At 42.9% G+C, this 23,143-nt stretch carries 21 protein-coding genes and 1 tRNA gene; 11 read left to right on the forward strand and 11 right to left on the reverse strand.

Features of this window, described 5'->3' with window-relative positions; all coding sequences use genetic code 11:
- Positions 1-459 precede the first annotated feature (459 nt).
- The 4 genes from thrS to rplT all read left to right on the forward strand — a co-directional run bounded on the left by thrS (position 460) and on the right by rplT (position 3,842).
- Complete coding sequence (gene thrS, locus Q0993_RS05265; RefSeq protein ID WP_299530405.1) at positions 460-2,400, forward strand: threonine--tRNA ligase; 1,941 nt, start codon at positions 460-462, stop codon at positions 2,398-2,400.
- 38 nt (positions 2,401-2,438) lie between these two features.
- Positions 2,439-2,987, forward strand: coding sequence for a translation initiation factor IF-3 (gene infC / locus Q0993_RS05270; protein WP_299530523.1), 549 nt, complete (start codon positions 2,439-2,441; stop codon positions 2,985-2,987).
- Positions 2,988-3,148: 161 nt separating this feature from the next.
- Positions 3,149-3,346: a 50S ribosomal protein L35 gene (gene rpmI / locus Q0993_RS05275; RefSeq protein ID WP_299530407.1), complete on the forward strand. Its 198-nt coding sequence runs from the start codon at positions 3,149-3,151 to the stop codon at positions 3,344-3,346.
- A 151-nt stretch (positions 3,347-3,497) separates the two neighbouring features.
- On the forward strand, positions 3,498-3,842 hold the full coding sequence (gene rplT, locus Q0993_RS05280) for a 50S ribosomal protein L20 (protein ID WP_126164230.1): 345 nt from the start codon (positions 3,498-3,500) through the stop codon (positions 3,840-3,842).
- Positions 3,843-3,892: 50 nt separating this feature from the next.
- Here rplT and Q0993_RS05285 read toward each other — a convergent pair whose 3' ends face one another.
- Positions 3,893-4,315: a secondary thiamine-phosphate synthase enzyme YjbQ gene (locus Q0993_RS05285; RefSeq protein ID WP_299530417.1), complete on the reverse strand. Its 423-nt coding sequence runs from the start codon at positions 4,313-4,315 to the stop codon at positions 3,893-3,895.
- A 95-nt stretch (positions 4,316-4,410) separates the two neighbouring features.
- Here Q0993_RS05285 and Q0993_RS05290 point away from each other — a divergent pair, with 95 nt between their 5' ends.
- Entirely contained in the window at positions 4,411-5,208 is a 798-nt protein-coding gene (locus tag Q0993_RS05290; RefSeq protein WP_299530419.1) for an HAD family hydrolase, read from the forward strand.
- On the opposite strand, the gene Q0993_RS05295 is transcribed toward Q0993_RS05290, so the two are convergent.
- From Q0993_RS05295 to tgt, 5 genes are all read right to left on the reverse strand, one after another.
- Positions 5,205-6,467 carry an asparagine synthetase B gene (locus tag Q0993_RS05295; RefSeq protein ID WP_299530422.1) on the reverse strand — a complete coding sequence of 421 codons (1,263 nt, stop codon included), beginning with the start codon at positions 6,465-6,467 and terminating at the stop codon, positions 5,205-5,207. The genes Q0993_RS05290 and Q0993_RS05295 overlap by 4 nt on opposite strands.
- A gap of 118 nt (positions 6,468-6,585) precedes the next feature.
- A complete protein-coding gene (gene dnaB, locus Q0993_RS05300) occupies positions 6,586-8,136 on the reverse strand; it encodes a replicative DNA helicase (protein ID WP_299530424.1) in 1,551 nt (516 codons plus the stop codon).
- 167 nt (positions 8,137-8,303) lie between these two features.
- On the reverse strand, positions 8,304-9,257 hold the full coding sequence (locus tag Q0993_RS05305; RefSeq protein WP_299530427.1) for an acetyl-CoA carboxylase carboxyltransferase subunit alpha: 954 nt from the start codon (positions 9,255-9,257) through the stop codon (positions 8,304-8,306).
- 98 nt (positions 9,258-9,355) lie between these two features.
- Positions 9,356-10,429 (reverse strand): LptF/LptG family permease, encoded by a 1,074-nt coding sequence (locus Q0993_RS05310; RefSeq protein WP_299530430.1) that lies wholly within the window; start codon positions 10,427-10,429, stop codon positions 9,356-9,358.
- A gap of 1 nt (position 10,430) precedes the next feature.
- Positions 10,431-11,561, reverse strand: a complete 1,131-nt coding sequence (gene tgt, locus Q0993_RS05315; protein WP_299530433.1) for a tRNA guanosine(34) transglycosylase Tgt — start codon at positions 11,559-11,561, stop codon at positions 10,431-10,433.
- 161 nt (positions 11,562-11,722) lie between these two features.
- Here tgt and Q0993_RS05320 point away from each other — a divergent pair, with 161 nt between their 5' ends.
- The 3 genes from Q0993_RS05320 to Q0993_RS05330 are packed head-to-tail and all read left to right on the forward strand — an operon-like array spanning position 11,723 to position 14,216.
- The gene (locus Q0993_RS05320) at positions 11,723-12,568 is read left to right on the forward strand and encodes a transketolase (protein ID WP_299530435.1); all 846 of its coding nucleotides are present in this window, start codon (positions 11,723-11,725) and stop codon (positions 12,566-12,568) included.
- Positions 12,569-12,625: 57 nt separating this feature from the next.
- Entirely contained in the window at positions 12,626-13,579 is a 954-nt protein-coding gene (locus tag Q0993_RS05325) for a transketolase C-terminal domain-containing protein (RefSeq protein WP_299530437.1), read from the forward strand.
- Between the two features lie 46 nt (positions 13,580-13,625).
- Entirely contained in the window at positions 13,626-14,216 is a 591-nt protein-coding gene (locus Q0993_RS05330) for a porin family protein (protein WP_299530439.1), read from the forward strand.
- Positions 14,217-14,299: 83 nt separating this feature from the next.
- On the opposite strand, the gene Q0993_RS05335 is transcribed toward Q0993_RS05330, so the two are convergent.
- Positions 14,300-15,253 (reverse strand): hypothetical protein, encoded by a 954-nt coding sequence (locus tag Q0993_RS05335; RefSeq protein ID WP_299530441.1) that lies wholly within the window; start codon positions 15,251-15,253, stop codon positions 14,300-14,302.
- 78 nt (positions 15,254-15,331) lie between these two features.
- Here Q0993_RS05335 and Q0993_RS05340 point away from each other — a divergent pair, with 78 nt between their 5' ends.
- Entirely contained in the window at positions 15,332-15,733 is a 402-nt protein-coding gene (locus Q0993_RS05340; RefSeq protein ID WP_299530443.1) for an RNA-binding S4 domain-containing protein, read from the forward strand.
- A gap of 50 nt (positions 15,734-15,783) precedes the next feature.
- A complete protein-coding gene (locus Q0993_RS05345) occupies positions 15,784-16,281 on the forward strand; it encodes a phosphoribosyltransferase domain-containing protein (protein ID WP_299530445.1) in 498 nt (165 codons plus the stop codon).
- Here Q0993_RS05345 and Q0993_RS05350 read toward each other — a convergent pair.
- Complete coding sequence (locus tag Q0993_RS05350) at positions 16,273-16,788, reverse strand: shikimate kinase (protein WP_299530447.1); 516 nt, start codon at positions 16,786-16,788, stop codon at positions 16,273-16,275. The two genes, Q0993_RS05345 and Q0993_RS05350, sit on opposite strands and share 9 nt — an antisense overlap.
- Before the next feature lie 169 nt (positions 16,789-16,957).
- Here Q0993_RS05350 and Q0993_RS05355 point away from each other — a divergent pair.
- Positions 16,958-17,030 (forward strand) — tRNA-Lys (locus tag Q0993_RS05355).
- Between the two features lie 261 nt (positions 17,031-17,291).
- On the opposite strand, the gene Q0993_RS05360 is transcribed toward Q0993_RS05355, so the two are convergent.
- The 3 genes from Q0993_RS05360 to Q0993_RS05370 form a co-directional block, all read right to left on the reverse strand.
- On the reverse strand, positions 17,292-20,135 hold the full coding sequence (locus tag Q0993_RS05360) for a PVC-type heme-binding CxxCH protein (RefSeq protein ID WP_299530450.1): 2,844 nt from the start codon (positions 20,133-20,135) through the stop codon (positions 17,292-17,294).
- Positions 20,136-20,735: 600 nt separating this feature from the next.
- Positions 20,736-21,926 (reverse strand): hypothetical protein, encoded by a 1,191-nt coding sequence (locus tag Q0993_RS05365; protein ID WP_299530455.1) that lies wholly within the window; start codon positions 21,924-21,926, stop codon positions 20,736-20,738.
- Positions 21,927-22,064: 138 nt separating this feature from the next.
- The gene (locus Q0993_RS05370) at positions 22,065-23,060 is read right to left on the reverse strand and encodes an AraC family transcriptional regulator (RefSeq protein ID WP_299530458.1); all 996 of its coding nucleotides are present in this window, start codon (positions 23,058-23,060) and stop codon (positions 22,065-22,067) included.
- Between the last annotated feature and the right edge of the window lie 83 nt (positions 23,061-23,143).

Consider the following 23,143-nt stretch of genomic DNA (forward strand, 5'->3'; position numbering starts at 1 on the left):
ATCAAAGGCCTCGCTCCGCGTCTCCACAATATGTTAATGAACTTCATCAAAGCCCCGGGACTTACCCCCAAAGCGGCTGCAAATATAAACCGGTTTTTTAAATTAAAAATGGTTTTTTTATTTTTTTTACAGCTTATTTTTTCAATCCTTTAGCTACCAATAAATTAGAATATTTTGCAGCCAAAAAAAGAATTTTGAATTTACTACTTTTAGTTTGTTTATCCAAATAATCCGCCTATTCCTTATACAATAGTTTTCAGCATTTAAACAACATTTCCAAGCACCACAAAAAACGATTCCCAAGGGTTGACCACGACCCCCAAGGTAATCCATTAGGCCATTGGAAATACGGAAACCACGGCACAAGGCATAAAAAAGCAAACACCCAAAAACATGTCCATATATTGTTAGCCTGACCATAAGATATTATCTTTGCGGATCTATTGCCAAAAATTAGATATGATCAAGATCACGCTACCGGACGGAGGTATAAAGGAATATGCCAATGGGAGTACCCCCATGGACGTTGCAAAGAGTATAAGCGAAGGACTGGCCCGAAATGTTATTTCCGCAAAATTCAATAATACCATTGTTGAAACAACCACACCATTGCAAGAGGACGGCTCTTTGGTTTTATATACTTGGAACAACCCGGAAGGAAAAAGAGCGTTTTGGCATTCCACATCACATATTGTCGCCCAGGCCTTGGAAAATTTGTATCCCGGTATAAAATTGACCATTGGACCGGCCATTGAAAATGGATTTTATTATGATGTAGACTTTGGAGAACATACCATTTCCGAAAAGGATTTCCCAATGATAGAAAAACGGGCCCTGGAAATTGCACGAGGTAAGCACGACTATAAAATGCGCCCCGTATCCAAGGCCGATGCATTGGCATTTTACAAATCACAAAACAATGCGTACAAAGTAGAGCTTATAGAAAATCTGGAGGATGGAACCATAACGTTCTGTGACCATGATACGTTTACGGACCTCTGCCGTGGAGGGCATATCCCCAATACAGGCATCGTAAAGGCCATAAAGATTCTAAGTGTTGCAGGAGCTTATTGGCGCGGTGATGAAAACAACCCCCAACTTACCCGGGTATATGGTATATCCTTTCCCAAACAAAAGGAATTGACCGAATACCTGGAACTTTTGGAGGAGGCCAAAAAAAGGGATCACAGGAAGCTAGGCAAGGAACTAGGACTATTTACTTTTTCCAAAAAGGTAGGTCCAGGATTACCACTATGGCTTCCAAAAGGAACGGCCCTACGTGAGCGATTGGAAGACTTTCTTAAAAAGGCACAAAAAAAAGCCGGATATGAAATGGTGTCGACCCCCCATATCGGTCAAAAGGAGCTTTATGTAACCTCTGGTCATTATGCCAAATATGGAAAGGACAGCTTTCAACCGATTCACACGCCAAAGGAAGATGAGGAGTTTTTGTTGAAACCCATGAACTGCCCGCACCATTGTGAAATATACAATTACGCGCCTCATAGTTACCGGGATCTACCCATACGCTATGCAGAATTCGGTACCGTCTACAGGTACGAACAGAGCGGTGAGTTACACGGACTTACCAGAGTTCGTGGATTTACACAAGACGACGCGCATATTTTTTGTACTCCCGACCAACTAGATCAAGAGTTCAAAAATGTAATCGATTTGTCCCTTTATGTTCTGGAATCCTTAGGCTTTGATGATTTTACCGCCCAAGTATCCATACGGGATTTAGATACGCCGGAAAAATACATTGGTTCGGTGGAAAACTGGGAAAGAGCGGAAAAGGCGATAATAAATGCGGCAGAGGCAAAAGGGTTGGATTTTGTAATAGAAAAAGGCGAAGCTGCTTTTTACGGTCCAAAATTGGATTTTATGATCAAGGATGCCCTGGGAAGAAGCTGGCAGTTAGGTACAATTCAAGTGGATTACAATCTGCCGGAGCGTTTTGAACTTACTTATAAGGGAAGTGACAACGAAGAACACAGGCCCGTTATGATTCATAGAGCTCCCTTTGGAAGCATGGAACGTTTTATAGCCCTCTTGCTGGAACATACTGGCGGAAACTTCCCCTTATGGTTAACACCCGAACAGGCTATTGTGCTTCCTGTTAGTGAGAAACATGAAAAATATGCCGAAAAAGTTTTAAATTCCTTGGAAAATAACGAAATTCGCGCGCTCATTGATAATAGGAACGAAACTGTAGGGAAAAAGATACGTGAAGCAGAAATGAACAAAATTCCATTTATGCTTATCGTAGGCGATAGTGAGGAGAGGGATGAGACCATATCGGTCAGAAAACATGGAGGGGACGATTTGGGAACCATCCAAATCAGTGATTTTGCCCACTTGGTAACTAAAGAAATAAATAGTACCTTAAAGTCGTTTTAGTAAATTTTACGTTTAATCAAAAAGTACAAGTCATAGCAATACGAAAGAGATTTAGGCCCCAACCTAGAAGGGAGAATAAAAACCCCCATAGAATCAATGAAAAAATTTTAGCCCCCGAGGTACGATTGGTAGGCGACAACGTGGACATTGGAATTTATCCTATCCGAAAGGCACTGGACAAAGCCGAGGAAATGGGGCTTGATTTAGTGGAAATATCGCCAAAGGCAGAGCCTCCCGTTTGCAAAATAATGGAATACAAAAAGTTCCTGTATGAGCAGAAGAAACGCGAGAAGGCCATGAAGGCCAAAGCCTCAAAGGTTATTGTAAAGGAAATACGGTTCGGTCCCAATACGGACGACCACGATTACGAGTTTAAAAAGAAACATGCGGAGAAGTTTTTAAAGGATGGGGCAAAATTAAAGGCCTATGTTTTCTTTAAGGGACGATCAATTGTATACAAGGACAAAGGCGAAATATTATTGTTGAAACTAGCTTCGGAGCTGGAGGAAGTAGGCAAGGTTGAGCAAATGCCCCGATTGGAAGGGAAGCGAATGACCATGTTCATCGCTCCCAAAACGAAGAAATAAAAAATAACTGCCGTTTTTTGCGGTATTGAACGGATACTGAATCAAGCCCTTGGGGGCTTGTTCAGCATAAACAAGTGAGATTATTGTTAACAGCCTTTTTACCACACTCGGAAAGGCAAAATTAAATCAACGAGAGTGCATTTAAATTAAATAGGAAGAAGATGCCTAAAATGAAAACAAAGTCCAGTGCCAAAAAGCGGTTTAAGCTGACCGGTACGGGAAAGATTAAAAGAAAGCATGCTTTTAAGAGTCATATTTTGACCAAAAAATCCAAAAAGCGAAAGCTTGCCCTAACACATTCTACATTGGTACACGATTCGGATGTGAGTAATATCAAAGAACAATTGCGTTTAAAATAATCCGCAATTAGAGGTAAATTAATATTAACCCTGGAGCCAGGCAATACAAAGAGTTTTAAGTTATAGTTCATAGATGCTGGGATAAAAAGTAATTCAACATTTAGAACATTACATGTAATTTTAGACCGCCTGCTACAAAAAATTAAAAATTATGCCAAGATCAGTAAATTCAGTTGCTTCCAGAGCCCGAAGAAAAAAGGTGATGAAGCAGGCCAAAGGATACTTTGGACGACGTAAAAACGTTTGGACTGTCGCTAAGAATGCGGTGGAAAAAGCCATGCTTTACGCTTATAGGGACCGCAGAAACAAAAAAAGAAATTTTCGCTCCCTGTGGATTACCCGTATCAATGCGGGTGCACGCCTACATGGAATGTCCTACTCCCAGTTCATGGGCAAGGTAAAGGCAAATAATATTGAGCTAAACCGAAAAGTGTTGGCCGATTTGGCCATGAACCACCCCGAAGCTTTTAAAGCCATAGTGGACAAGGTAAAATAGTCTAAACAAAATATCTCACTTTAAAAACCGGTCTGTTAAGACCGGTTTTTTTATGTCCCCATTAGCGTAATCACCAAGCTTCTTCCCGAGGCACGGTCGCGATGTTCACAAAGATAGATGCCTTGCCAAATGCCTAAGTTCAACCTTCCATCGGTAACGGGTATTTGTACCGAGGACCCCATTAAGGATGCTTTTATATGGGCGGGCATATCATCAGGCCCCTCATAGGTATGGATATAATAGGGCATATCTTCCGGTACCATGACATTCATGTGACTTTCAAAATCCGTTCGGACCGTGGGATCGGCATTTTCATTTATCGTCAAACTTGCCGAGGTATGTTTTATAAAAACCTGTAGGGTACCAATTTTTATATCCTTGAGCTGTGGTACCGCATGCAACACCCTGGCCGTAATTAAGTGGAATCCTCTTGGGAATGCCGGTAGCCGTACTTCTTTCTGGTAAGACTTCATAAATTCGCGAATATCAATTAAATGTAAAACTTTATGGTCACAAAGCATAATGTGAATCCTTTGGAATACCTTTGCGGCTTTACTATATAAGACTTATGGATTTTTCACAGATTAAGATGGTGGTTACCGATATGGATGGCACCTTGCTAAACTCCAATCATGAGGTCAGTGATTACTTTTTTGACCTTTTCAAGGAATTGCGAAAAAGGGACATCGTATTTGTAGCGGCAAGCGGGAGACAATACAACAGCATTGTGGATAAATTGGATATCATTAAGGATGATATTGTTGTAATTGCGGAAAATGGTGGCTTTGCCATGCAAAACGGAACCGAATTGGTATCCACTCCCTTACAGCAAGATGCCAAAAATGAAGTGCTCGGTATTCTGGAAAACGTTAAAGATATTCATCCTGTCCTTTGCGGTAAACAAAATGCCTACTTATTGGGAGATTCACGGGAGTTTGAAAGCAAGCTCAGTGAATACTACACGGCCTACGAAGTATTGGAAGACCTAAAATCATTTACAGGCGAGGTCATGAAAATAGCCATTTATCACTCCGTGAGTTCCGAAGAATACATTTATCCGTCCGTAAAACATTTGGAAACCTATTTGAAGGTAAAGGTATCCGGAGAGAATTGGGTGGACGTGTCCGATCAAAATGCCCATAAAGGGTATGCCCTTCAAAAGGTACAGGAACAATATGCGGTAAGCCCGGACCAGACCATCGTATTTGGGGATTACAACAATGATCTTGAAATGTTGGCCCTGGCGGATTATAGTTTTGCTATGGCCAATGCGCATCCCAATGTCAAAAAAGCTGCGAATTATATGACGGCAAGCAATGACGATTTTGGAGTGGAAAAGGTGTTGGAAAAACTTTTGGATGCCTAGGTTTTCTGCTTTTTCTTTCTCGCGGCCGGGAACAATACATTATTCAAAATAAGGCGATATCCCGGTGAGTTAGGATGTAGCTCCAATTCGGTCTTGGGATCTCCCACACGGTGCTGATAGTCCTCAGGATCATGCCCTCCGTAAAATGTAAAAAAGCCTTTACCCTTTATTCCATGGATATACCGGGCTTCCCCGTTTATCTTATTCTCACCCAATACCAAGACTGTTGACTTTACTTCTTTTCTGGTAAATGCCGTGGTTTGCCCCATGAATCCCTTTACCAATGCTGTATGGTTCTGGCAGAGCATTGTAGGTACGGGATCCCATTTTGCCGAGAAATCCATCAGGGAAAAATAATCGGATTCCTTGGGAACGTTGCCCCGCTTATTGGTCATATCTATTGATGAAAATTCATAGCGCAAAGGGTTACGTTCCAAAGTAAAATCCTTAAACGCAAAGGTTTTGCCAAAATCCAGTTTGCTCTGATAATTGGCATCGGAGGGGTCGCCATCGAACATGGGTTCACAAATATCGGTCTCATCGGCCGCAAGGGCAATATCAAAACTGTCCGTCGCGGAACACATGGCAAACATAAAACCTCCACCAATTACATATCTCCTAATTTTAAGGGCCACCGCCCTCTTCGCCTCTGAAACTTTAGAAAACCCCAGTTTAGATGCCAACGATTCCGCTTCCTTTTTTTGTTCAATATACCAGGGTGCAGCCCGATATGCCCCGTAAAATTTACCGTATTGCCCGGTAAAATCCTCATGGTGCAGATGGAGCCAATCATATAGGGCCAGTTTATCGCCCAAGACTTCTTCATCGTAAACGGTCACATAAGGAATTTCCGCATAGGTAAGCACCATGGTAACCGCATCATCCCATGGTTGGTTTCCCTTTGGGGAATACACCGCAATTTTAGGTGCCTTTTCGAGTATAACCGCCTCCTGATTTTGGGAAGGACTACTTATGTCATCTAAAATAGCCTGGGCCTGGCCATCGGAAAGAATCTCAAAAGATACTCCCCGAATCTGACATTCCTTACGTATGCTTTCCCCATCGGGCAGAAGAAAGGATCCCCCCCTATAATTCAAAAGCCATTGTACTTTTTGCTGTTTGGTAAGGACCCAATAGGTTATTCCATATGCCTTTAAGTGGTTTTTTTGACCTTCGGCATCCATAGGAATGAGAATGGACGAGGCTGAAATTTGAAAAGATGCAAGAATGAAAACAAGGAAAAATAGAATCCTATGCATAAAAAAGGATGTTAGATTCCTATCAAAGTTAAGCGAAAAATTAGGGATTTCCCCGAAGTAATACGTTAATCATTCCTGAAAAGACTTCTTGAATAGGTCCTGGGACCGTAATTTTTGTTTAAAACGGAACATCATTATCCTCCTCCGGATCGAGGGTATCGTTCATGGAACTTCCAAACGCTTCATTGGCATCGGGTAGATTTTTGGTCAAAAATGGATTTTCCTCGTCCGCGTTCATTTTGGATTGGAACTCAAAGGGCGAATCAAAATCGTCCAAGTTATCAAACTTACCTAACTGTCCGATGAACTTTAAGCGAATGTTGTCCAATCCACCGTTTCGGTGCTTGGCCACGATAAATTCGGCCTGACCCTGTGTAGGGGTACGTTCCTCGTCATCCCATTCATCAATTTTGTAGTATTCCGGCCTGTAGATGAACGATACGATATCCGCATCCTGCTCTATGGCCCCGGATTCCCTTAAATCGGAAAGTATAGGTCTTTTGCTACCTCCCCGAGTCTCAACAGCCCTGGAGAGCTGTGATAGAGCAATGACAGGCACGTCCAATTCTTTGGCCAGGGCTTTTAAATTTCTGGAAATGGTAGAAATCTCTTGCTCCCGGTTTCCTCCTTTTTGGCTTCCGCCAGCTGTCATTAATTGGAGGTAATCGATAATAATCAGCTTTATCTTATGCTGTGACGATAACCTTCTCGCCTTGGCCCTTAAGTCGAAAATAGAAAGTGAAGGGGTATCATCAATAAACAATGGGGCTTTTTCCAAGGCTTTGACCTTTACGTTCAATTGCTCCCATTCATGTTTTTCCAGCCTTCCGGTCCGTAATTTTTCCGAGGACAATCCGGTCTCAGAAGATATTAATCTTGTAATCAATTGTACGGAAGACATTTCCAAGGAAAAGAAGGCCACGGGGACATCTGCATTAACGGCAATATTACGGGCCATGGAAAGTACCAGGGCCGTTTTACCCATACCCGGTCTGGCGGCAATGATTACCAAATCACTGGGTTGCCACCCGGAGGTCAGTTTGTCTACCTTGTCAAAACCTGAAGGAATACCACTTAATCCTTCCTTATTGGCAATCTCCTCAATTCGTTTTTTGGCTTGTATGACCAAATTTTGTGCGGTTTCCGCAGAACGTTTTAGGTTGCCTTGGGTAACATCGTACAACTTGGATTCCGCGTTGTCCAAGAGGTCAAATACATCCGTGCCGTCATCATAGGCCTCCTCAATAATTTCATTGGATATTTTGATTAGACTGCGTTGAATATACTTTTGAAGGATAATTCTTGCATGGAATTCAATATGGGCGGAAGAGGCCACCTTTTGGGTCAATTTTATAAGGTAAAAATCCCCTCCAATGGACTCTAACCTTCCATCTTTTCGTAATTGCGTGGAAACGGTTAATAAATCCACAGGTTCGGAGGTTTCGAACAATTTAAAGATGGCTTCGTAAATGAACCTGTGGGCGTCCTTATAAAAAACCTCAGGATGTAGGATATCGATTACTTCATCCACACCTTTTTTATCAATCATCATAGCACCAAGAACAACTTCCTCTAAATCAACTGATTGAGGCGGTATTTTACCCCGTTCCAAATTGATTATGGTAGATTTGTCTATTTTACGTCCGATGATCGGATTCGGTTTTTCCATGGATACGAAAATATAGAATTAACCTTAAGTTAACTTTACAAATGGAGAAACGATATTCACCATTGGTTAACATTTATCGTGTTTATAAGTTACGAAAAACTGTTGATAAGAAATAAAAAACGGAGATAGGAATCTCCGTTTTTTATTGAGCATTATAAATCAGCGTATCAGCCATTGAAGACACCCATATTCGCGTATTTTTCCATGCGTAGTTTTACCAAGTCCTTTGGTGATAACTTTTCCAATTCCTGATAATGGGATGCGATTTTATTTTTTACGATTTCAAAGGCCTTATCCCGATTGCTATGCGCGCCTCCAGCAGGCTCCCTTACGATTTCATCTATGAGTTTTAGCTTTTTCATATCTGTGGCGGTAAGCTTTAGGGCTTCTGCGGCCTGCTCCTTATATTCCCAACTTCTCCAAAGAATGGAGGAACAGGATTCCGGGGATATGACCGAATACCAGGTATTCTCCAGCATTAAGACCTTGTCCCCTACTCCAATGCCCAACGCACCTCCCGAGGCACCTTCGCCTATGATTACCACAATGATCGGAACTTTAAGTCGGGTCATTTCCAGAATATTCCGGGCTATGGCTTCCCCTTGTCCCCGTTGCTCCGCCTCAATACCAGGGTATGCCCCGGGTGTGTCTATAAAACAAACTACCGGGATGCCGAATTTTTCCGCGGATTTCATCAATCGAAGTGCCTTCCGATATCCTTCCGGGTTGGCCATACCAAAATTTCGATATTGCCGGGTCTTTGTGTTGTAACCTTTCTGTTGGCCAATGAACATAAAACTTTGATCTCCGATCTTTCCCAGACCACCTATCATGGCCTTGTCATCCTTTACAGTACGATCTCCGTGTAATTCCAGAAAGGTATCCCCGCAAATAGCCCGGATGTAATCCAAGGTATAGGGTCTATTGGGGTGTCTGGATAATTGTACCCGCTGCCAAGCGGTAAGGTTCTTGTAGATATCCCTACGGGTCTCATTCAGCTTTTTTTCAATTTGCTTGCAGGTTTCACTGACATCAACATCGCTCTCCTCCCCAATTACCAGGCACTTGTCCAACTGTTCTTCAAGTTCCTTGATCGGAAGTTCAAAATCCAAATACTCCATGATTTTAGTTTAGTTTGAGAGGCAAATATAAAGTTTTATGGGCTATAGTTTTGAAATAGATCCATTTTTGAACAGCACTAAAAAAATTGCACCAATGGTTATCTTTTGGCCTTTTGCAACAAATAAACCGCCAAAATCCCAAAAAGTAGATTAGGGATGATTACGGCCAAAATGGGTGAAAATCCAGATTGCTCGGCCAGGGTACCGAATACCCTATCAAAAAAAATGTAGATGAAAGCCACACCAATACCAAAAGCTAGGTTAACCCCCATACCTCCCCTCCGCTTTACCGAAGAAACGGCCACAGCTATAAGGGTAAGGATAAAAGCGCTAATGGGCATGGCCCATCGTTTGTATTTTACCAGAATGTAGGAATTGATGTTCGAGGCCCCCTTTCTTCTTTGATCATCGATAAATTTATTCAACTCTGCCAAGTTCTTGGTCTCGGCGATGTAGGATACCGGAGTCAAATCATCGATCTTAAAGGTAAAAAGGGTGTCCAATCTTCGTTTTGATTCTATGATGGCTGTATCTCCTTTTATTGTCCTTTTTTTATAGGAGGTCAACCGATATAAACTATCTATCCACCTTATATTGGCGGAGGAGATTTTAAAATCCAATTGATCATTATCATCAAATCTTTCAAAGGTAAAATTGTAGCCAATTTTTCGCGCCGGATCAAAACTACTTACATAGATAAAATCATTTTCATTCAATTGATTAAATATATTGCTCGTTACCCTATCCTTTTTCCCCTTTTTTAGGTATTTGAATTTGAACTCGTTAAACCCTTGACTGGCATTGGGTACCAGAAACATTCCCATGGTCAACATTACAAAAGCTATAATACTGGCCCCGATCAAATAGGGTCGTAGAAATCTTCCATAGGATACTCCCGAGCTTAAAATGGCCACTATTTCCGTATTGCTGGCCAACTTGGAAGTAAAGAAGATGATGGAAAGAAATAGGAAAATGGGAAAAAGGAGATTGCCAATATAAATCGTGAAATTGAGATAGTAGATCAAAATCTCGTTCAGCGGAGCCTCATTGTCTATCATCTTGCCGATTTGTTCCGCCAAATTCGCCATAATGCCAATAGGGATAAACAATAAGAGCATCACTGCAAAAGTGACCAAATACCGTTTGAGTATGTATCTGTCAATTATCGTCACCCTATAATCTTTTATCCATTTGTTGCACCATTTTGGTCTTCCATTCCATAAAATTTCCTTCCAAAATATGCCTTCTCGCCTCACGTACCAACCATAAATAAAATCCCAAGTTATGAATGGTCGCGATTTGCTTGCCCAAATACTCGTTGGCCGCAAACAAATGCCGTAGATAGGCCTTTGAATATTCCAAATCTACAAATGTAATTCCCATCTCATCTATAGGGGAAAAATCATCCTCCCATTTTTTGTTCTTGATATTGATAGTGCCCTGTGCCGTAAAAAGCATCCCATTCCTGGCATTTCGGGTGGGCATAACACAATCAAACATATCAACACCCAAAGCTATATTCTCCAAAATGTTTATGGGGGTACCTACGCCCATAAGATATCGAGGCTTATCCTCAGGAAGAATATCGCAGACTATCCCGGCCATTTCATACATCTCCTCGGCAGGTTCCCCGACCGAAAGTCCACCGATGGCATTGCCCGGGGCATTGACATTGGCTATATATTCAGCGGATTGCCTACGCAGATCTTTATAGGTGGAGCCTTGTACGATAGGAAAAAAAGCTTGCTCAAAACCGTATTCCAAGGGAATTTTTTCCAAATGTGCCATACAGCGGTCCAACCATCTATGGGTCATTTTCATGGAACGTTTGGCATATCCGTATTCACAAGGGTATGGCGTACATTCATCAAAGGCCATGATAATATCCGCACCTATGGTCCGTTGGATTTCCATGACGTTTTCCGGTGTAAAAAAATGTAGGGATCCATCTATATGGGACTTGAACTTTACGCCTTCCTCATTTATCTTCCTATTGGCCGCAAGTGAATAGACCTGGTACCCCCCACTATCCGTAAGAATATTTCTATCCCATCCCATAAACTTATGAAGTCCCCCGGCTTCCTTTAAAATATGGGTCTTGGGCCGTAAAAAAAGATGATAGGTATTTCCAAGTATAATATCTGGATCTATATCCTGTCTTAATTCCCTTTGGTGCACTCCCTTTACCGAAGCGACAGTACCCACCGGCATAAAAATCGGGGTCTCAATGGCCCCGTGGAATGTGGTTATCGTACCGGCCCTAGCCTTACTTTGGGAATCGGTATCATGTAAAGTAAACTCCAAAATTCACCTTTAAAGTGGCAAATATAGTCAACTGCCTTGCATAATGTCCTTAACAAAAAAATAAAGTTCTCTTGGATTGGTGCTGGTTGATAAAATATTATAAGTACCGTTTGGATACCCAGAAGATAGCCCCTACTTTTGAAATCATTAAAAACAAAACTATGCCAAACATAGAAGCTTTACAGGATATCGTTGGCCAGACCCGTAGGGATATCCTTCGGATGGTACATAAAGTTAATTCCGGGCATCCCGGTGGTTCCTTGGGGTGTACCGAATTTTTTGTGGCCCTATACCATGAAATCATGGAACTCAAGGATGGGTTTGACATGGATGGTGCGGACGAAGATCTTTTCTTTTTATCCAACGGGCATATTTCACCGGTTTTTTACAGCGTTCTTGCCCGCAAAGGCTATTTTCCCATAGAAGAATTGAATACGTTCCGTTTGATAGATTCCCGTTTGCAAGGGCATCCCACTACCCATGAAGGACTTCCTGGCGTACGCGTGGCTTCGGGATCTCTGGGACAGGGGATGTCGGTAGCCATTGGCGCTGCCCTGGCCAAAAAATTGAACAAGGACGATCATCTGGTCTATAGTCTACATGGTGACGGCGAATTACAGGAAGGCCAAAACTGGGAGGCCATTATGTACGCTGCAGGAAACAAAGTAGACAATTTGATCGCTACGGTAGACCGTAACGGACAGCAGATCGATGGGCCCACGGCAGAAGTTCTCCCCTTGGGCAATCTCACCGAAAAGTTCACTTCCTTTGGTTGGGATGTGCTGGAAATAAAAAACGGCAACAATTTGGAGGAAGTTATTGCCGGACTACAGGAAGCCAAAAGCAGGACCGGAAAAGGAAAACCTGTTGGTATCATAATGCATACGATAATGGGCCACGGGGTCGATTTTATGATGCACACCCACGCCTGGCACGGAAAGGCACCCAATGATGATCAATTGGAAACGGCATTGGCGCAAAACCCGGAGACGTTGGGCGATTATTAAAGGGGAATCCCTAGTATTAAAATTCCCTTTTTTCGGGAACCACAAAACCAAAATTAGATGAAAAAATACATAGACCAAGGTAAAAACGACACGAGAAGTGGTTATGGTGCAGGAATGACCGAGTTGGGAAGGAGCAATCCCAATGTAGTGGCCCTATGCGCCGATTTGGTCGGGTCGTTAAAAATAGATACGTTTATTGCAGAGAACCCGGAACGCTTCTTTCAAATTGGCATTGCCGAGGCCAATATGATGGGGATAGCAGCCGGACTCACCATTGGCGGTAAAATACCTTTTGCCAGCACCTTCGCCAACTTTGCCACGGGTAGGGTTTATGATCAAATACGGCAATCCATTGCCTATTCTGGCAAAAACGTAAAAATCTGTGCCTCACATGCCGGGATTACCTTGGGCGAAGATGGAGCCACCCACCAAATATTGGAAGACATCGGTTTGATGAAAATGCTTCCTGGGATGACCGTTATAAATCCTTGTGATTATAACCAGACCAAAGCGGCTACAATAGCCATAGCCGAGCACAAGGGTCCCGTTTATTTGAGGTTTGGTCGACCCAAGGTGGCCAATTTTACCCCGGCCGACCAAAAGTTTGAAATTGGTAAGGCCCTGCTGTTAAACGAGGGAACGGATGTCACAATTCTGGCCACCGGTCATTTGGTATGGCAAGCTTTAATTGCTGCTGAAAGCTTGGAAAATCAGGGTATCTCCGCCGAGGTCATCAATATCCACACCATAAAACCCTTGGACGAGGAAGCCGTGTTAAAATCTGTTAAAAAAACAGGCTGTGTGGTTTCAGCGGAGGAACATAATTACTTGGGTGGCCTTGGTGAGAGCATTGCGCGAACCCTTGCTATGCACTATCCTGCGCCACAGGAATTCGTTGCCACAAAGGATACTTTTGGTGAAAGTGGCACTCCGGACCAACTCATGGACAAATATGGACTAAACAATAAAGCCATTGAGGACGCCGTTTTGAAAGTGTTGAAAAGAAAGTAACAGTGGTATCGTTTTTGATATCACTTGGATATTAAAAACGAACACTATGAAACATCTACTTCTTTGCGCAACCTGTCTATTTTTTGGCACGGTTGCATTTGCACAAAAAGGTTCCGGTCTGGGTATAAAGGCTGGATTAAACTACAATGCCAACGGAGATTATTTTGAATCCGTTGGAGATGCCGCCCGCAATCCGGATAGAAACGTAGGATACCACATTGGGCTTTTCGGTAAGTTGGAAATCAGCCGACTCTATTTGAGACCGGAATTGGTCTACACCAAAACAAAGTCAGACTACGACGGTAATGACTTTGATATGAGCAAGCTGGATGTACCTGTACTCCTTGGGGCTAAAATTATAGGACCATTGCATGTTTTTGCGGGCCCCTCTTTTCAATATATCCTGAACACGGAATTCGACGGCATCGATATCGATGATGTGGAAAACGATTTTACAGTGGGACTCAATATCGGTGCCGGTGTAAATTTGGGAAAACTAGGTGTTGATATAAGATATGAGAGAGGATTTAGCAATAATGAAGCCGAATTCGTCAATACCAATATCACATCAGTGGGCCCCAGTAGAATAGATACCCGTCCCGACCAGCTTATCGTAAGTCTCTCTTTAAAACTATAACAACGAAAATATCATCAAAAAAGGCCCGCAAATTCGAATTTGCGGGCCTTTTTTCACTTCCCTTGAGAGAGCAGTGATTTGGACTAATTATCATTGTCCAAATGGTCCCATATCCCATCACCATCCGTATCGCGAAAGGTCACATTCCCTTCCTCATCAATATCGATTTCTTCACGGGTAGGTATACCATCCGCATCATCATCCGTATCGTTATGGTTCGCCAAGAATACACCTAAGGGCTCGGTATCCTCATCCGTGTTATCATTGTTCAAGTCGCCATCCCCATTTAAATCTTCCAAAATCGAGGGGATACCATCCCCGTCAAAGTCGGTATCAGGCTCAAAGGACAACAAATCAATTTTAAAAATCAAAGGTTCATAGGAAGGAATACCCGAACCTAGCGGGGGTCTGTCAAAATAACCCAAGCCCGAAGGGATAAAAAGTATGCCGATACCATAATCCTCAAAACTAACTGTACCATCCCCATTATCAAAAGGCCCCTCCCCTGCATTAAAATTTTCAACGCCCATGGCATACCCAGGAATGAGGTTCCCGGAGAGGTATTGATTTACGGGGGAATTGGCGGCATCAAAGGCATCCCCGTTTAATAAGGAACCTTCGTATTGAAGTACCGTATTGTCCGCAAATGTGGGGCTTCCACCCACACCATCCCTAACCACCACGTAATATAGGGTATGCTCAATTTCTTCCCCATCGTCCAATCCAAAATTTGAGGATTCTACAATAGCACTTTCTGTTTGCACATCTTCCCACAACGGTCTTTTGTCGGCGTTGTCCCCCGCAATGGTATCGATCCGTACGATCATATCAAAACCGGGATCGATCGGTTCCTCAAAATCTTCGTAGTTGTAAAAATGGGACTTTAGAAATTCCTGCAACTCCTCATCATCCTCGGCGGCCACTTCGCTTAAAAGCCTGGGTGGCACCAGTTCCGCCTCCGGCCCATTGTCGTCGTTCTTGCAAGACCCCAGAAGAATCAGCATTAACAATGGAACTACAAGTAGAATTCTTTTCATTAGGCAATCTTTAAGGGCGGCAAGATACAATTTTCCCGTATTTTTGCGGGAATCGTTAACAAACAATTTTGAAGGTAGATGCGTATCGATAAGTTCCTTTGGAGTACCCGTTATTTTAAAACGCGGAACTTGGCATCCAATGCTTGTAAAAAGGGTCAGGTGAAGGTCAATGGTCATTCGGCAAAGCCTTCCAAAGAAGTGTACCCTACAGATAGCGTTACAGTGCGAAAAAATCAAATCGATTATCAGTTGCACGTACTGGAACTTCCCCCTTCCAGGGTCGGGGCAAAATTAGTAGATATGTATCGAAAGGATACCACGCCGAAAGAAGCCTTTGTGCATAATGAACTGTTACAGTATTCCAAGGACTATTATCGCAAGAAAGGAACGGGTAGGCCTACAAAAAAAGATCGAAGGGAAATTGAGGATTATTTGGATGCCCCCTCCCCTTTCGACGAAAATGATGAAGATGAGAATTAAGATTCCAGGTACGTACGGTTTTTTTATCTTTGAATCATAAGCTAGTTTTTATGCAAAACAATATCCTTTCCCATCTTCAAATACAACATAAAATACGGCGAATTGCCTTCCAAATCTATGAGGCCAATGTAGACGAACAGGAAATCATAGTAGCTGGTATTGAAGGTGGTGGACTCGATTTTGCCAAAAAAATCCAGACCGTCCTAAAAAAGATAACCTCGGCAGAGATACTTTTGTGTAAGGTGCAGATGGATAAGAGTGACCCCTTAAAAAGTGGAGTTACCACTTCCATCCCGGAAGAAGAGTACACACAAAAATCCGTGGTTTTGGTAGATGACGTTTTGAACTCTGGGACTACCTTGATCTATGGAGTACAACACTTTCTCAAAACCCCGTTAAAACAGTTGAAAACAGCGGTCTTGGTAAATCGCAACCATAAAAAATACCCTGTAAAGGCCGATTATAAGGGTATTTCGCTTTCCACATCCTTGCAGGAACACGTCCATGTTAAATTTGAAAGGCAAAATGACCGGGTTTATCTAGACTAGAAAGGTCCGGATTTCTTGAGCAATCTCTTGGGTATCCTTACCGTCACATACAATCGTTTGCCAAGCTTTTTCATAAAAAAAACCTCTTTCGAACAAGTGCTTGCCGATAAATTCGAGCAAATCCGAATCCGGGATATTTTTGATCAAAGGGCGCTCGGACTTTTGAGTGGCCAATCGTCTTACCAACTCGCCTATGGATACCTTGAGATAAAAGACATTTTTCGTTCCCCTTAGTATGATTTCCATGTTGTTCCCATAGCACGGGGCGCCACCCCCGGTGGAGAGTACAAAATTGTGTTCTTTTTGCAGTATTTGCCGTAGATACTCATTTTCCTTTTTGCGAAAGTAAATCTCTCCCTTTTTCTTGAACAATTCCGGTATGGTAACCCCTTCCGATTGCTCGATATAGCTATCCAAATCCAAAAAATCCAACCCCAGTCCATCGGCCAATATTTTGCCAATGGTGGACTTGCCGCTACCCATATAGCCTACTAAAACTATTTTCATTTGGACTGTTATTTATTAAAAATGAAAGATTTGCTTATAAGGGCAAAGAAAAGATAAATTTCTGCCAAAATCGACTTGTTAAATAAATTAATGATCTTATATTTGCACCCGCCTACACGGTACCTCTGGTATTGCTTTGGCGGGCATGCCCACCAAACGAACAAATTATGACCTGGTAGCTCAGTTGGTAGAGCATCTCCCTTTTAAGGAGAGGGTCCTGGGTTCGAGCCCCAGCCAGGTCACGCAGTGACATGTAAACCCGACCAAAAAGTCGGGTTTTTTATGCAATAAAACCGGGGCGGGACGCTTGTCCCGAGCGAAGATGAGGGAAGCCCTGGCCAGGTCACAATCAAGCGCAAAACCCTGCCTATTTGGGCAAGATTTTTTGTTTTAGAAGACGTCGGTTTGTTTGTGTTTTAAAAAAGCAGGGGCACGAGCCTAGCGAAGTTTACCCCAACCCGATTGCGGAAAACATCCTGGGAATATCCAAAAGAGGTTTAAGCTTATACTGGATTCCTCAAGTAGGCAATTAAATTGGCCATGGACTTCTCGTCTATAATACGTTCATATCCTTCCGGCATTATGGACTGCTCTATATGTGACCTTTTTTTAATGTTTTCCTTGAGTATGGAATGCTCCTTTCCGTCGGATTGTTTTATGGTAATGCTGGTAATCGTTTCCGCAGAGACCATTCCGGAATATACTTTCCCGCTTTTGGTAGTAATGACCTGTAATTTCAGTTCCCAGGACACCATTCTACTTGGGTCTAAAATACTGGTAAGCAATATCTCGTCAGAGCGACTCCCGATATTGGTCAGGTCTGGCCCAAGATTGCCCCCTTTGCCATTTATGGAATGGCACAAGGTGCAATTGGTGTTGAAAACAGCGGCACCTGATTCAAGGTCCACAGCAAGGTTTTTGATTGCGGATTCATATCTTTTTACCAAGGCATCACGATCCGCATTCACGGAACCGGACAAAAGTGTTTCCGCCTTCTCGCTCACATCGGCAACATCATGATATAATAGCGCGTATCTTAGTTCTTCTGAAATTTCCGAGACCTGTACCGTTTCCTCTTGAATGGCATTTAAAAGACTATGGCTGGCTGCCGTAGAATTCCGTGCACTGACGATAAGCGCCTTCCGGGCCTTGGGATCCAATGTCTGTATGTTTTCGAATAGCCGTTTCGTATATTTTGGATCCTTTAGGTTGCTGAACATTTGGATGGCTACAATCTGCAAATCCAGGTTTTGGGTATTTATCAAAATATCCATTACTTCTTGATAGGTGTTTTCGGAGGATGTATATCGAAGAAGTTCTGTACCGAGAAGGGCAATTGGGCTTTCCGGGATTTGCCTCAAATTTTCGACAGCGTATGCGAAGATCTTGTCGTCTAGTTTCGGCGTGGGTTTACTCAATTCTTCCATGGCGGTCATATATCCAACGACCAAGGCCCATCCACTACAATCCGTTTTTGATGTTTTGTTGATTACCGTACGTACCCAACGGTTTATATTCTTGTCCTCCGAATAGGCCATCAGATCGCCAATTTGCCTAAAGAAATTCAGTTTTTCATCACAATTTTTGGATCCGGCATGTACGGCAAGCATCTCCTGGGCAAATCGTAGCGGCCACTGCGCCACACTACTTAAAATGGCTGTTTGGGTCCATTTATCCGCATATTGGGTAGCACTGCTTATCAATCCATCTTGAACATATCGGTCCTTAGAGTCCCCAAGGGCAAGAATAGCTTTGAATCTTAGGTCTCCGTCCCTGCTGTTAGCCAGTGAAATCATCTTTTCTAGGATTTCGTCGGATATGGATGCATGCTTTTTGGCCAACTCTATCCCTTGAAGTACCACCTCGTTGTTTTTGTCCCCCAGGGCCTGTACGATATGTTTGGTGGTTAGGAGCCCTAATCCGTCCAGTGTCCAGTAGGCATGAACCCTGGCATAGGCAGATGTAGCATCGAGCATTTTTTCAAGCTCGCCTGCTGCCTCCTTTTTTTGACCCTCTACCAGTAACTGCTGTGCCATATCCCTACGCCAACCGGCACCGCTCTCAAGTTGACCGACCAAAGTAGAAATATCCACCTCATTAAAATTGGGTCTCATTTCTTCCGGTTCAAGTGGGTTAGCTTTTCGGGCAATTCTCCAAATACGGCCGTGGTTCTGTCCCTGGTTCCAATCAATACCTTCCTCTTTCTCATCGTAGGCCCATTCCGGATGTTCTACAAATCTGCGGTAAAAATCAACCAAATAAAGTGCCCCATCCGGGCCATTGGAAAAGTTGACGGGATGGAACCAGTCATCGGTAGACGTCAAAAATTCGGCATCCTTCTCCATATCCGTTGCCCTAAAGACAGCCCCATCCTTTTCCATATGTCTTCGGATTACCGCTGCCTGTACAGACTCGCCCGCGAAGAGACTTCCTTCATATGCGGGACCAAGAAGATTTCCGCGGTACGCCTCCAAACCGGATAAGGAAGTGAAATAACCTATGGGGTCTCTATTAAAACGCATGGCGTTGGTAAGCAAGGTCCATACCCTTCTATCGTGTTCATCCTTGTAAGTATCAAAGATGGCATCCTTGGTCAGGGCCGGGTTGCGCGATAAATGGGGTTGTTCCAACATCACTTGCCGAGCAAACCGATTGTTGACGGAAATGAACCGATTTCCCCAGTTGTCCATAGCCAATCCAAATTGACTAAGTCCACTGATCGCTTTAATTTGTGTGTTGCGGGGATTAATCTTAAAATCCCTACTTGCAATGGAAACTTGAGTTGTATCGTCACTAAATCTTAGTGTGCCGCCCGCTCGGCCATTGGCACCATAAATCCAATTATCACGGCCCCATTGTAGGGAATTCGCCCTAAATTGTTGGTTTCCCGGCTCGAAGCCTGTAATGAACACTTCTTTTTTATCGGCCACACCATCTCCATCCGAATCGTAGAGGTAAAGTATATCGGGTGCATCGGCCACTAGGAGTCCACCTTTATAATACATGGCGCTTGCCGGAAAGTTGAGATTGTCCGCAAAAATACTTTCCAAGGTGTAATGGCCATCACCGTCAGGATCCGTCAGCTTTTTAACTTTCCCATGGTTTTCTGTGATTGGATATCCGGTCATTTCAACCACATATAAACTTCCATCGGGCGCCCAGGCCATGTCCACCGGACTGATGATATCCGGTTCACTGGCGATAAGGGATATTTCCAGTTCGGGGTCTGCAAACCTAAAGGTGGCCTGCTCCGCCATTGGATGACGGGCATCGTATTCCGCTGGGCCACAGGCAGCCATTAAGAGCAAGATTAGAAAAAGTAATGCAGTAATTGGTCTAGTTTTCATCTCAAACGCTTCTTTCAATTTCTCCCGATACATGTTTGGGTTGTTGGTATGTAGGACTTGGCTTTTAAAAATAGTAAGCCGATGTTTTGACTCCATGTACAAGTTACGGAAAACGGCCGATGCAAGGAACAAAGGGTGGCTTATTTAAAAACGCTCTAAAATGGATATCCCGCTTATTTACGCTGTGTTCTTTGAAGATATGCGGAAAACATTCTCTGACGGACCCTATGTGGTTTTGAGGCTTATTTGATATGCTCTTCTCAACTTGGTTCGAAACCAGGAAATCCATGTTATTCCTTCGGCTTGGGTTACTAGGCCAGGAATTGAACAGTTTCCATCAACTATTTGAATTCTTTCAATGTGTGAATTGCTAATTAACTCTTTGTATTTTAGAAGCTTACATGTTCAAACCATTAGGGGAAATTATGACGGGGATAAATGGGCATTTGTCCAGTTATTTCAGATTCAAATAAGAAACATCACAAGGATTTTGCTATGAACTCCTGGAATAAAATGGTTGTTTCCCCACCAACCGAGTTATCCTAAATTGCCGTACAGTTTTTGTAAACTAGGTAATTTACAACTAAGTCCGAGTAACTGTTATGGGGTATCGTCCATTTTTTGGACCTGTTGCACCAAGTTAAGAAGTTGTTTTGCTCCTATCCGCCGCAATTGCTTGGAGGCATCTTCCAATAGTACTCTTGCCCTTTTCCTATCCGCAGTGAAAAGCATTTTAGCTTCAACTAATTTGGCTAAAATCCTAGCTTCAACGGAAATGTATTCACTTCTTGGGTTTTCAAAGACTGCCAGTTGTTTTTTGGCTTCATCATAATCGTTTGTTTCATAACTGTAGGTAGCCAAAAATGCACGCCCTAGCATTTCATAGAACACTTCGCTGGTCTCTAGAAATGTAATAGCCTTTTTAAGGAGTTTTAGTGCCTCTGCCTTATCGCCTTTTTGCCATAGGTATCTGGAATAATATACATCAAAGACATATTTGTCCCTGTCTTGGTTTTGTTCGGCCCATTTCAAGGCTTCCACGTAATATGGAGCGGCCTCTTCAAGTTTGTTTTGATGCAGTAAGGTTTCCCCAAAATTGGTATTCGCCTCTACAATAGCGTGCCTATCATTGTCCTCTTTGGCCCGTTTAGCGGATAATTTTCCAAAGTAGGCCGACTTTTCCAAATCGTTCTTTAACCGATATTGCCAAGTGAGGTTCATCAAGGTGTACCATCTTCCTTTATTATTTTCTGTTTTGGCGTAATGATTATTCGCAAATTGCATCAAGGTAATGGCGCTGTCCAAAGCAATACTCCCGGAAACGGTGGTGTCATAGCCGTAGTTGTTGTATGCAGATGCCTTGGCGCCCTCATCCTCCAACTGATTTACCACATAGAGCTGGCGTTCCTGATGTTCCAGAATTTTAAAAAAGTCCTTATCCAGGGCAAAGTAGGCCCAGCTTAAAGTATTGTTAATCTTGTATTCCATTGCATAGTTTTCCTTGAGCAGACAAAGTTTTTTCCCCTTTTCTCCATAGGGTATTGCATGTTCAAAATCACCGGATAAAGCGGAAGCCCTAGCCATGATGTATAGAGACTCCACAATTCCCAATGTGTCCTTGTTTTTCTCAAAAATGGTTTTGGCCAGCCGGGCCTTATCAATGGCCTGCGGATATTCTTCTGCATCCAATGATACGGAAGCCTCATCTTTTAATTTGTAGGCTTCGCCCATTTTATTCTGTGCACAGGAAAACAACGTTTCGAAGCAAAGGAAAATCAATAGTCTTTTCATGACGGATATCTTTTTGAAGGTTTTTTAGGCTAAGGGTACAGGAGGCCGCTTTGTTTGAATAGGCAATATCAAATTAAATGGACGAAAACCTGGAAAAGAATTGCCCAAATGTTTCCACTTTTGCGAATGTGGAAGAAGTTACCGCTTGAATTTAGCAGGTGTAACGCCCTTTAACTTTTTAAACGTCTTATAAAAGGCCGAAACGGTATTGTATCCACTTTCCCTAGCTATACCCTCCATGGATAGATGTTCCGAAGCCTTGGACCGAATTAGTTGGGCCGCATGTTCTATGCGATACTGATTCAGGACTTCCGGGAAACTTTTTCTGAAGTAAGCATTTATGGACCGGGAGACCATATATTCGGGTTCTGATAGGATATCGCTTATTTTTTTGATGTTCAGTTTTGAATCTTTGAACAACAGCTTTTCCGTAAACAGTTGCTCAATGCTCTTGCCCATATCCTCAAGATGGCCCAGTAGCTCCTTGTTCAACTCTTTCTTGGGTTCCATAAAAAGATTTCGCTTCTTTCCGGCCCAGAGGCTTAAACCGTAGATTACGATGGAAGCCGCCACCGTAACGGATAGGTAGGTACCGAAACTTTCAACCAGCAACTGTGCAAAAAAGGTCGACCATATCAAGAATGTTGCACCCACCAGTAATTGTAACCAACGCGCTTCCGTAGCGCCGTATTTGTTTCGACTTTTTATCAATTGAAGCAGTGATACCAAAAGATAGCCGAGCATATGGGCTACTGAAATACAATACGCCAAATACATTTGGGGTTCACTCAAAACAGGTATCGCCGGAACCAACAATAAGGCCCAAGCATAGTGTCCTATATGTTTCTTTTTGAATTTGAATCTCAAGTTTTTGTAGGCTTGCAGATAGAGCCACAATGAGGGGCCAATCGCGGATAGGCCTACTAGGCCTATTGCGGGAACAGCAAAGGGGCTATTGGGGACTAGAATTACGATAACGGATTTTAGAATACGTACAATGAGGGCCGAGAGCAACAGTGCCAGAAAGAAATTACTCGGACTTTTAGTAACAGGCGTCCAAAAATAGTGTGCCAGAAATAGACTATGGCCCAGGGCCAAAGCACTAAAAATAGCCATCACCGATGTTGAATCCATACCAGAAAACTTTCAATCAAAAATATAGATTTATTTTCCCCGAGGGAAGGTGAAAACAACGGGATATTATCTAAAAGCAATTA

Source organism: Ulvibacterium sp., from assembly GCF_028285715.1.
Classification (GTDB): domain Bacteria; phylum Bacteroidota; class Bacteroidia; order Flavobacteriales; family Flavobacteriaceae; genus Ulvibacterium.

Bases quoted from the DNA above. Each gene is read 5' to 3' on its own strand.
- thrS (WP_299530405.1), top strand. From the start codon at position 460: ATGATCAAGATCACGCTACCGGACGGAGGTATAAAGGAATATGCCAAT.
- rpmI (WP_299530407.1), top strand. From the start codon at position 3,149: ATGCCTAAAATGAAAACAAAGTCCAGTGCCAAAAAGCGGTTTAAGCTG.
- rplT (WP_126164230.1), top strand. From the start codon at position 3,498: ATGCCAAGATCAGTAAATTCAGTTGCTTCCAGAGCCCGAAGAAAAAAG.
- Q0993_RS05285 (WP_299530417.1), bottom strand. From the start codon at position 4,315: ATGAAGTCTTACCAGAAAGAAGTACGGCTACCGGCATTCCCAAGAGGA.
- Q0993_RS05290 (WP_299530419.1), top strand. From the start codon at position 4,411: ATGGATTTTTCACAGATTAAGATGGTGGTTACCGATATGGATGGCACC.
- Q0993_RS05295 (WP_299530422.1), bottom strand. From the start codon at position 6,467: ATGCATAGGATTCTATTTTTCCTTGTTTTCATTCTTGCATCTTTTCAA.
- dnaB (WP_299530424.1), bottom strand. From the start codon at position 8,136: ATGGAAAAACCGAATCCGATCATCGGACGTAAAATAGACAAATCTACC.
- Q0993_RS05305 (WP_299530427.1), bottom strand. From the start codon at position 9,257: ATGGAGTATTTGGATTTTGAACTTCCGATCAAGGAACTTGAAGAACAG.
- Q0993_RS05320 (WP_299530435.1), top strand. From the start codon at position 11,723: ATGCCAAACATAGAAGCTTTACAGGATATCGTTGGCCAGACCCGTAGG.
- Q0993_RS05325 (WP_299530437.1), top strand. From the start codon at position 12,626: ATGAAAAAATACATAGACCAAGGTAAAAACGACACGAGAAGTGGTTAT.
- Q0993_RS05330 (WP_299530439.1), top strand. From the start codon at position 13,626: ATGAAACATCTACTTCTTTGCGCAACCTGTCTATTTTTTGGCACGGTT.
- Q0993_RS05335 (WP_299530441.1), bottom strand. From the start codon at position 15,253: ATGAAAAGAATTCTACTTGTAGTTCCATTGTTAATGCTGATTCTTCTG.
- Q0993_RS05340 (WP_299530443.1), top strand. From the start codon at position 15,332: ATGCGTATCGATAAGTTCCTTTGGAGTACCCGTTATTTTAAAACGCGG.
- Q0993_RS05345 (WP_299530445.1), top strand. From the start codon at position 15,784: ATGCAAAACAATATCCTTTCCCATCTTCAAATACAACATAAAATACGG.
- Q0993_RS05350 (WP_299530447.1), bottom strand. From the start codon at position 16,788: ATGAAAATAGTTTTAGTAGGCTATATGGGTAGCGGCAAGTCCACCATT.
- Q0993_RS05360 (WP_299530450.1), bottom strand. From the start codon at position 20,135: ATGAAAACTAGACCAATTACTGCATTACTTTTTCTAATCTTGCTCTTA.
- Q0993_RS05365 (WP_299530455.1), bottom strand. From the start codon at position 21,926: ATGAAAAGACTATTGATTTTCCTTTGCTTCGAAACGTTGTTTTCCTGT.
- Q0993_RS05370 (WP_299530458.1), bottom strand. From the start codon at position 23,060: ATGGATTCAACATCGGTGATGGCTATTTTTAGTGCTTTGGCCCTGGGC.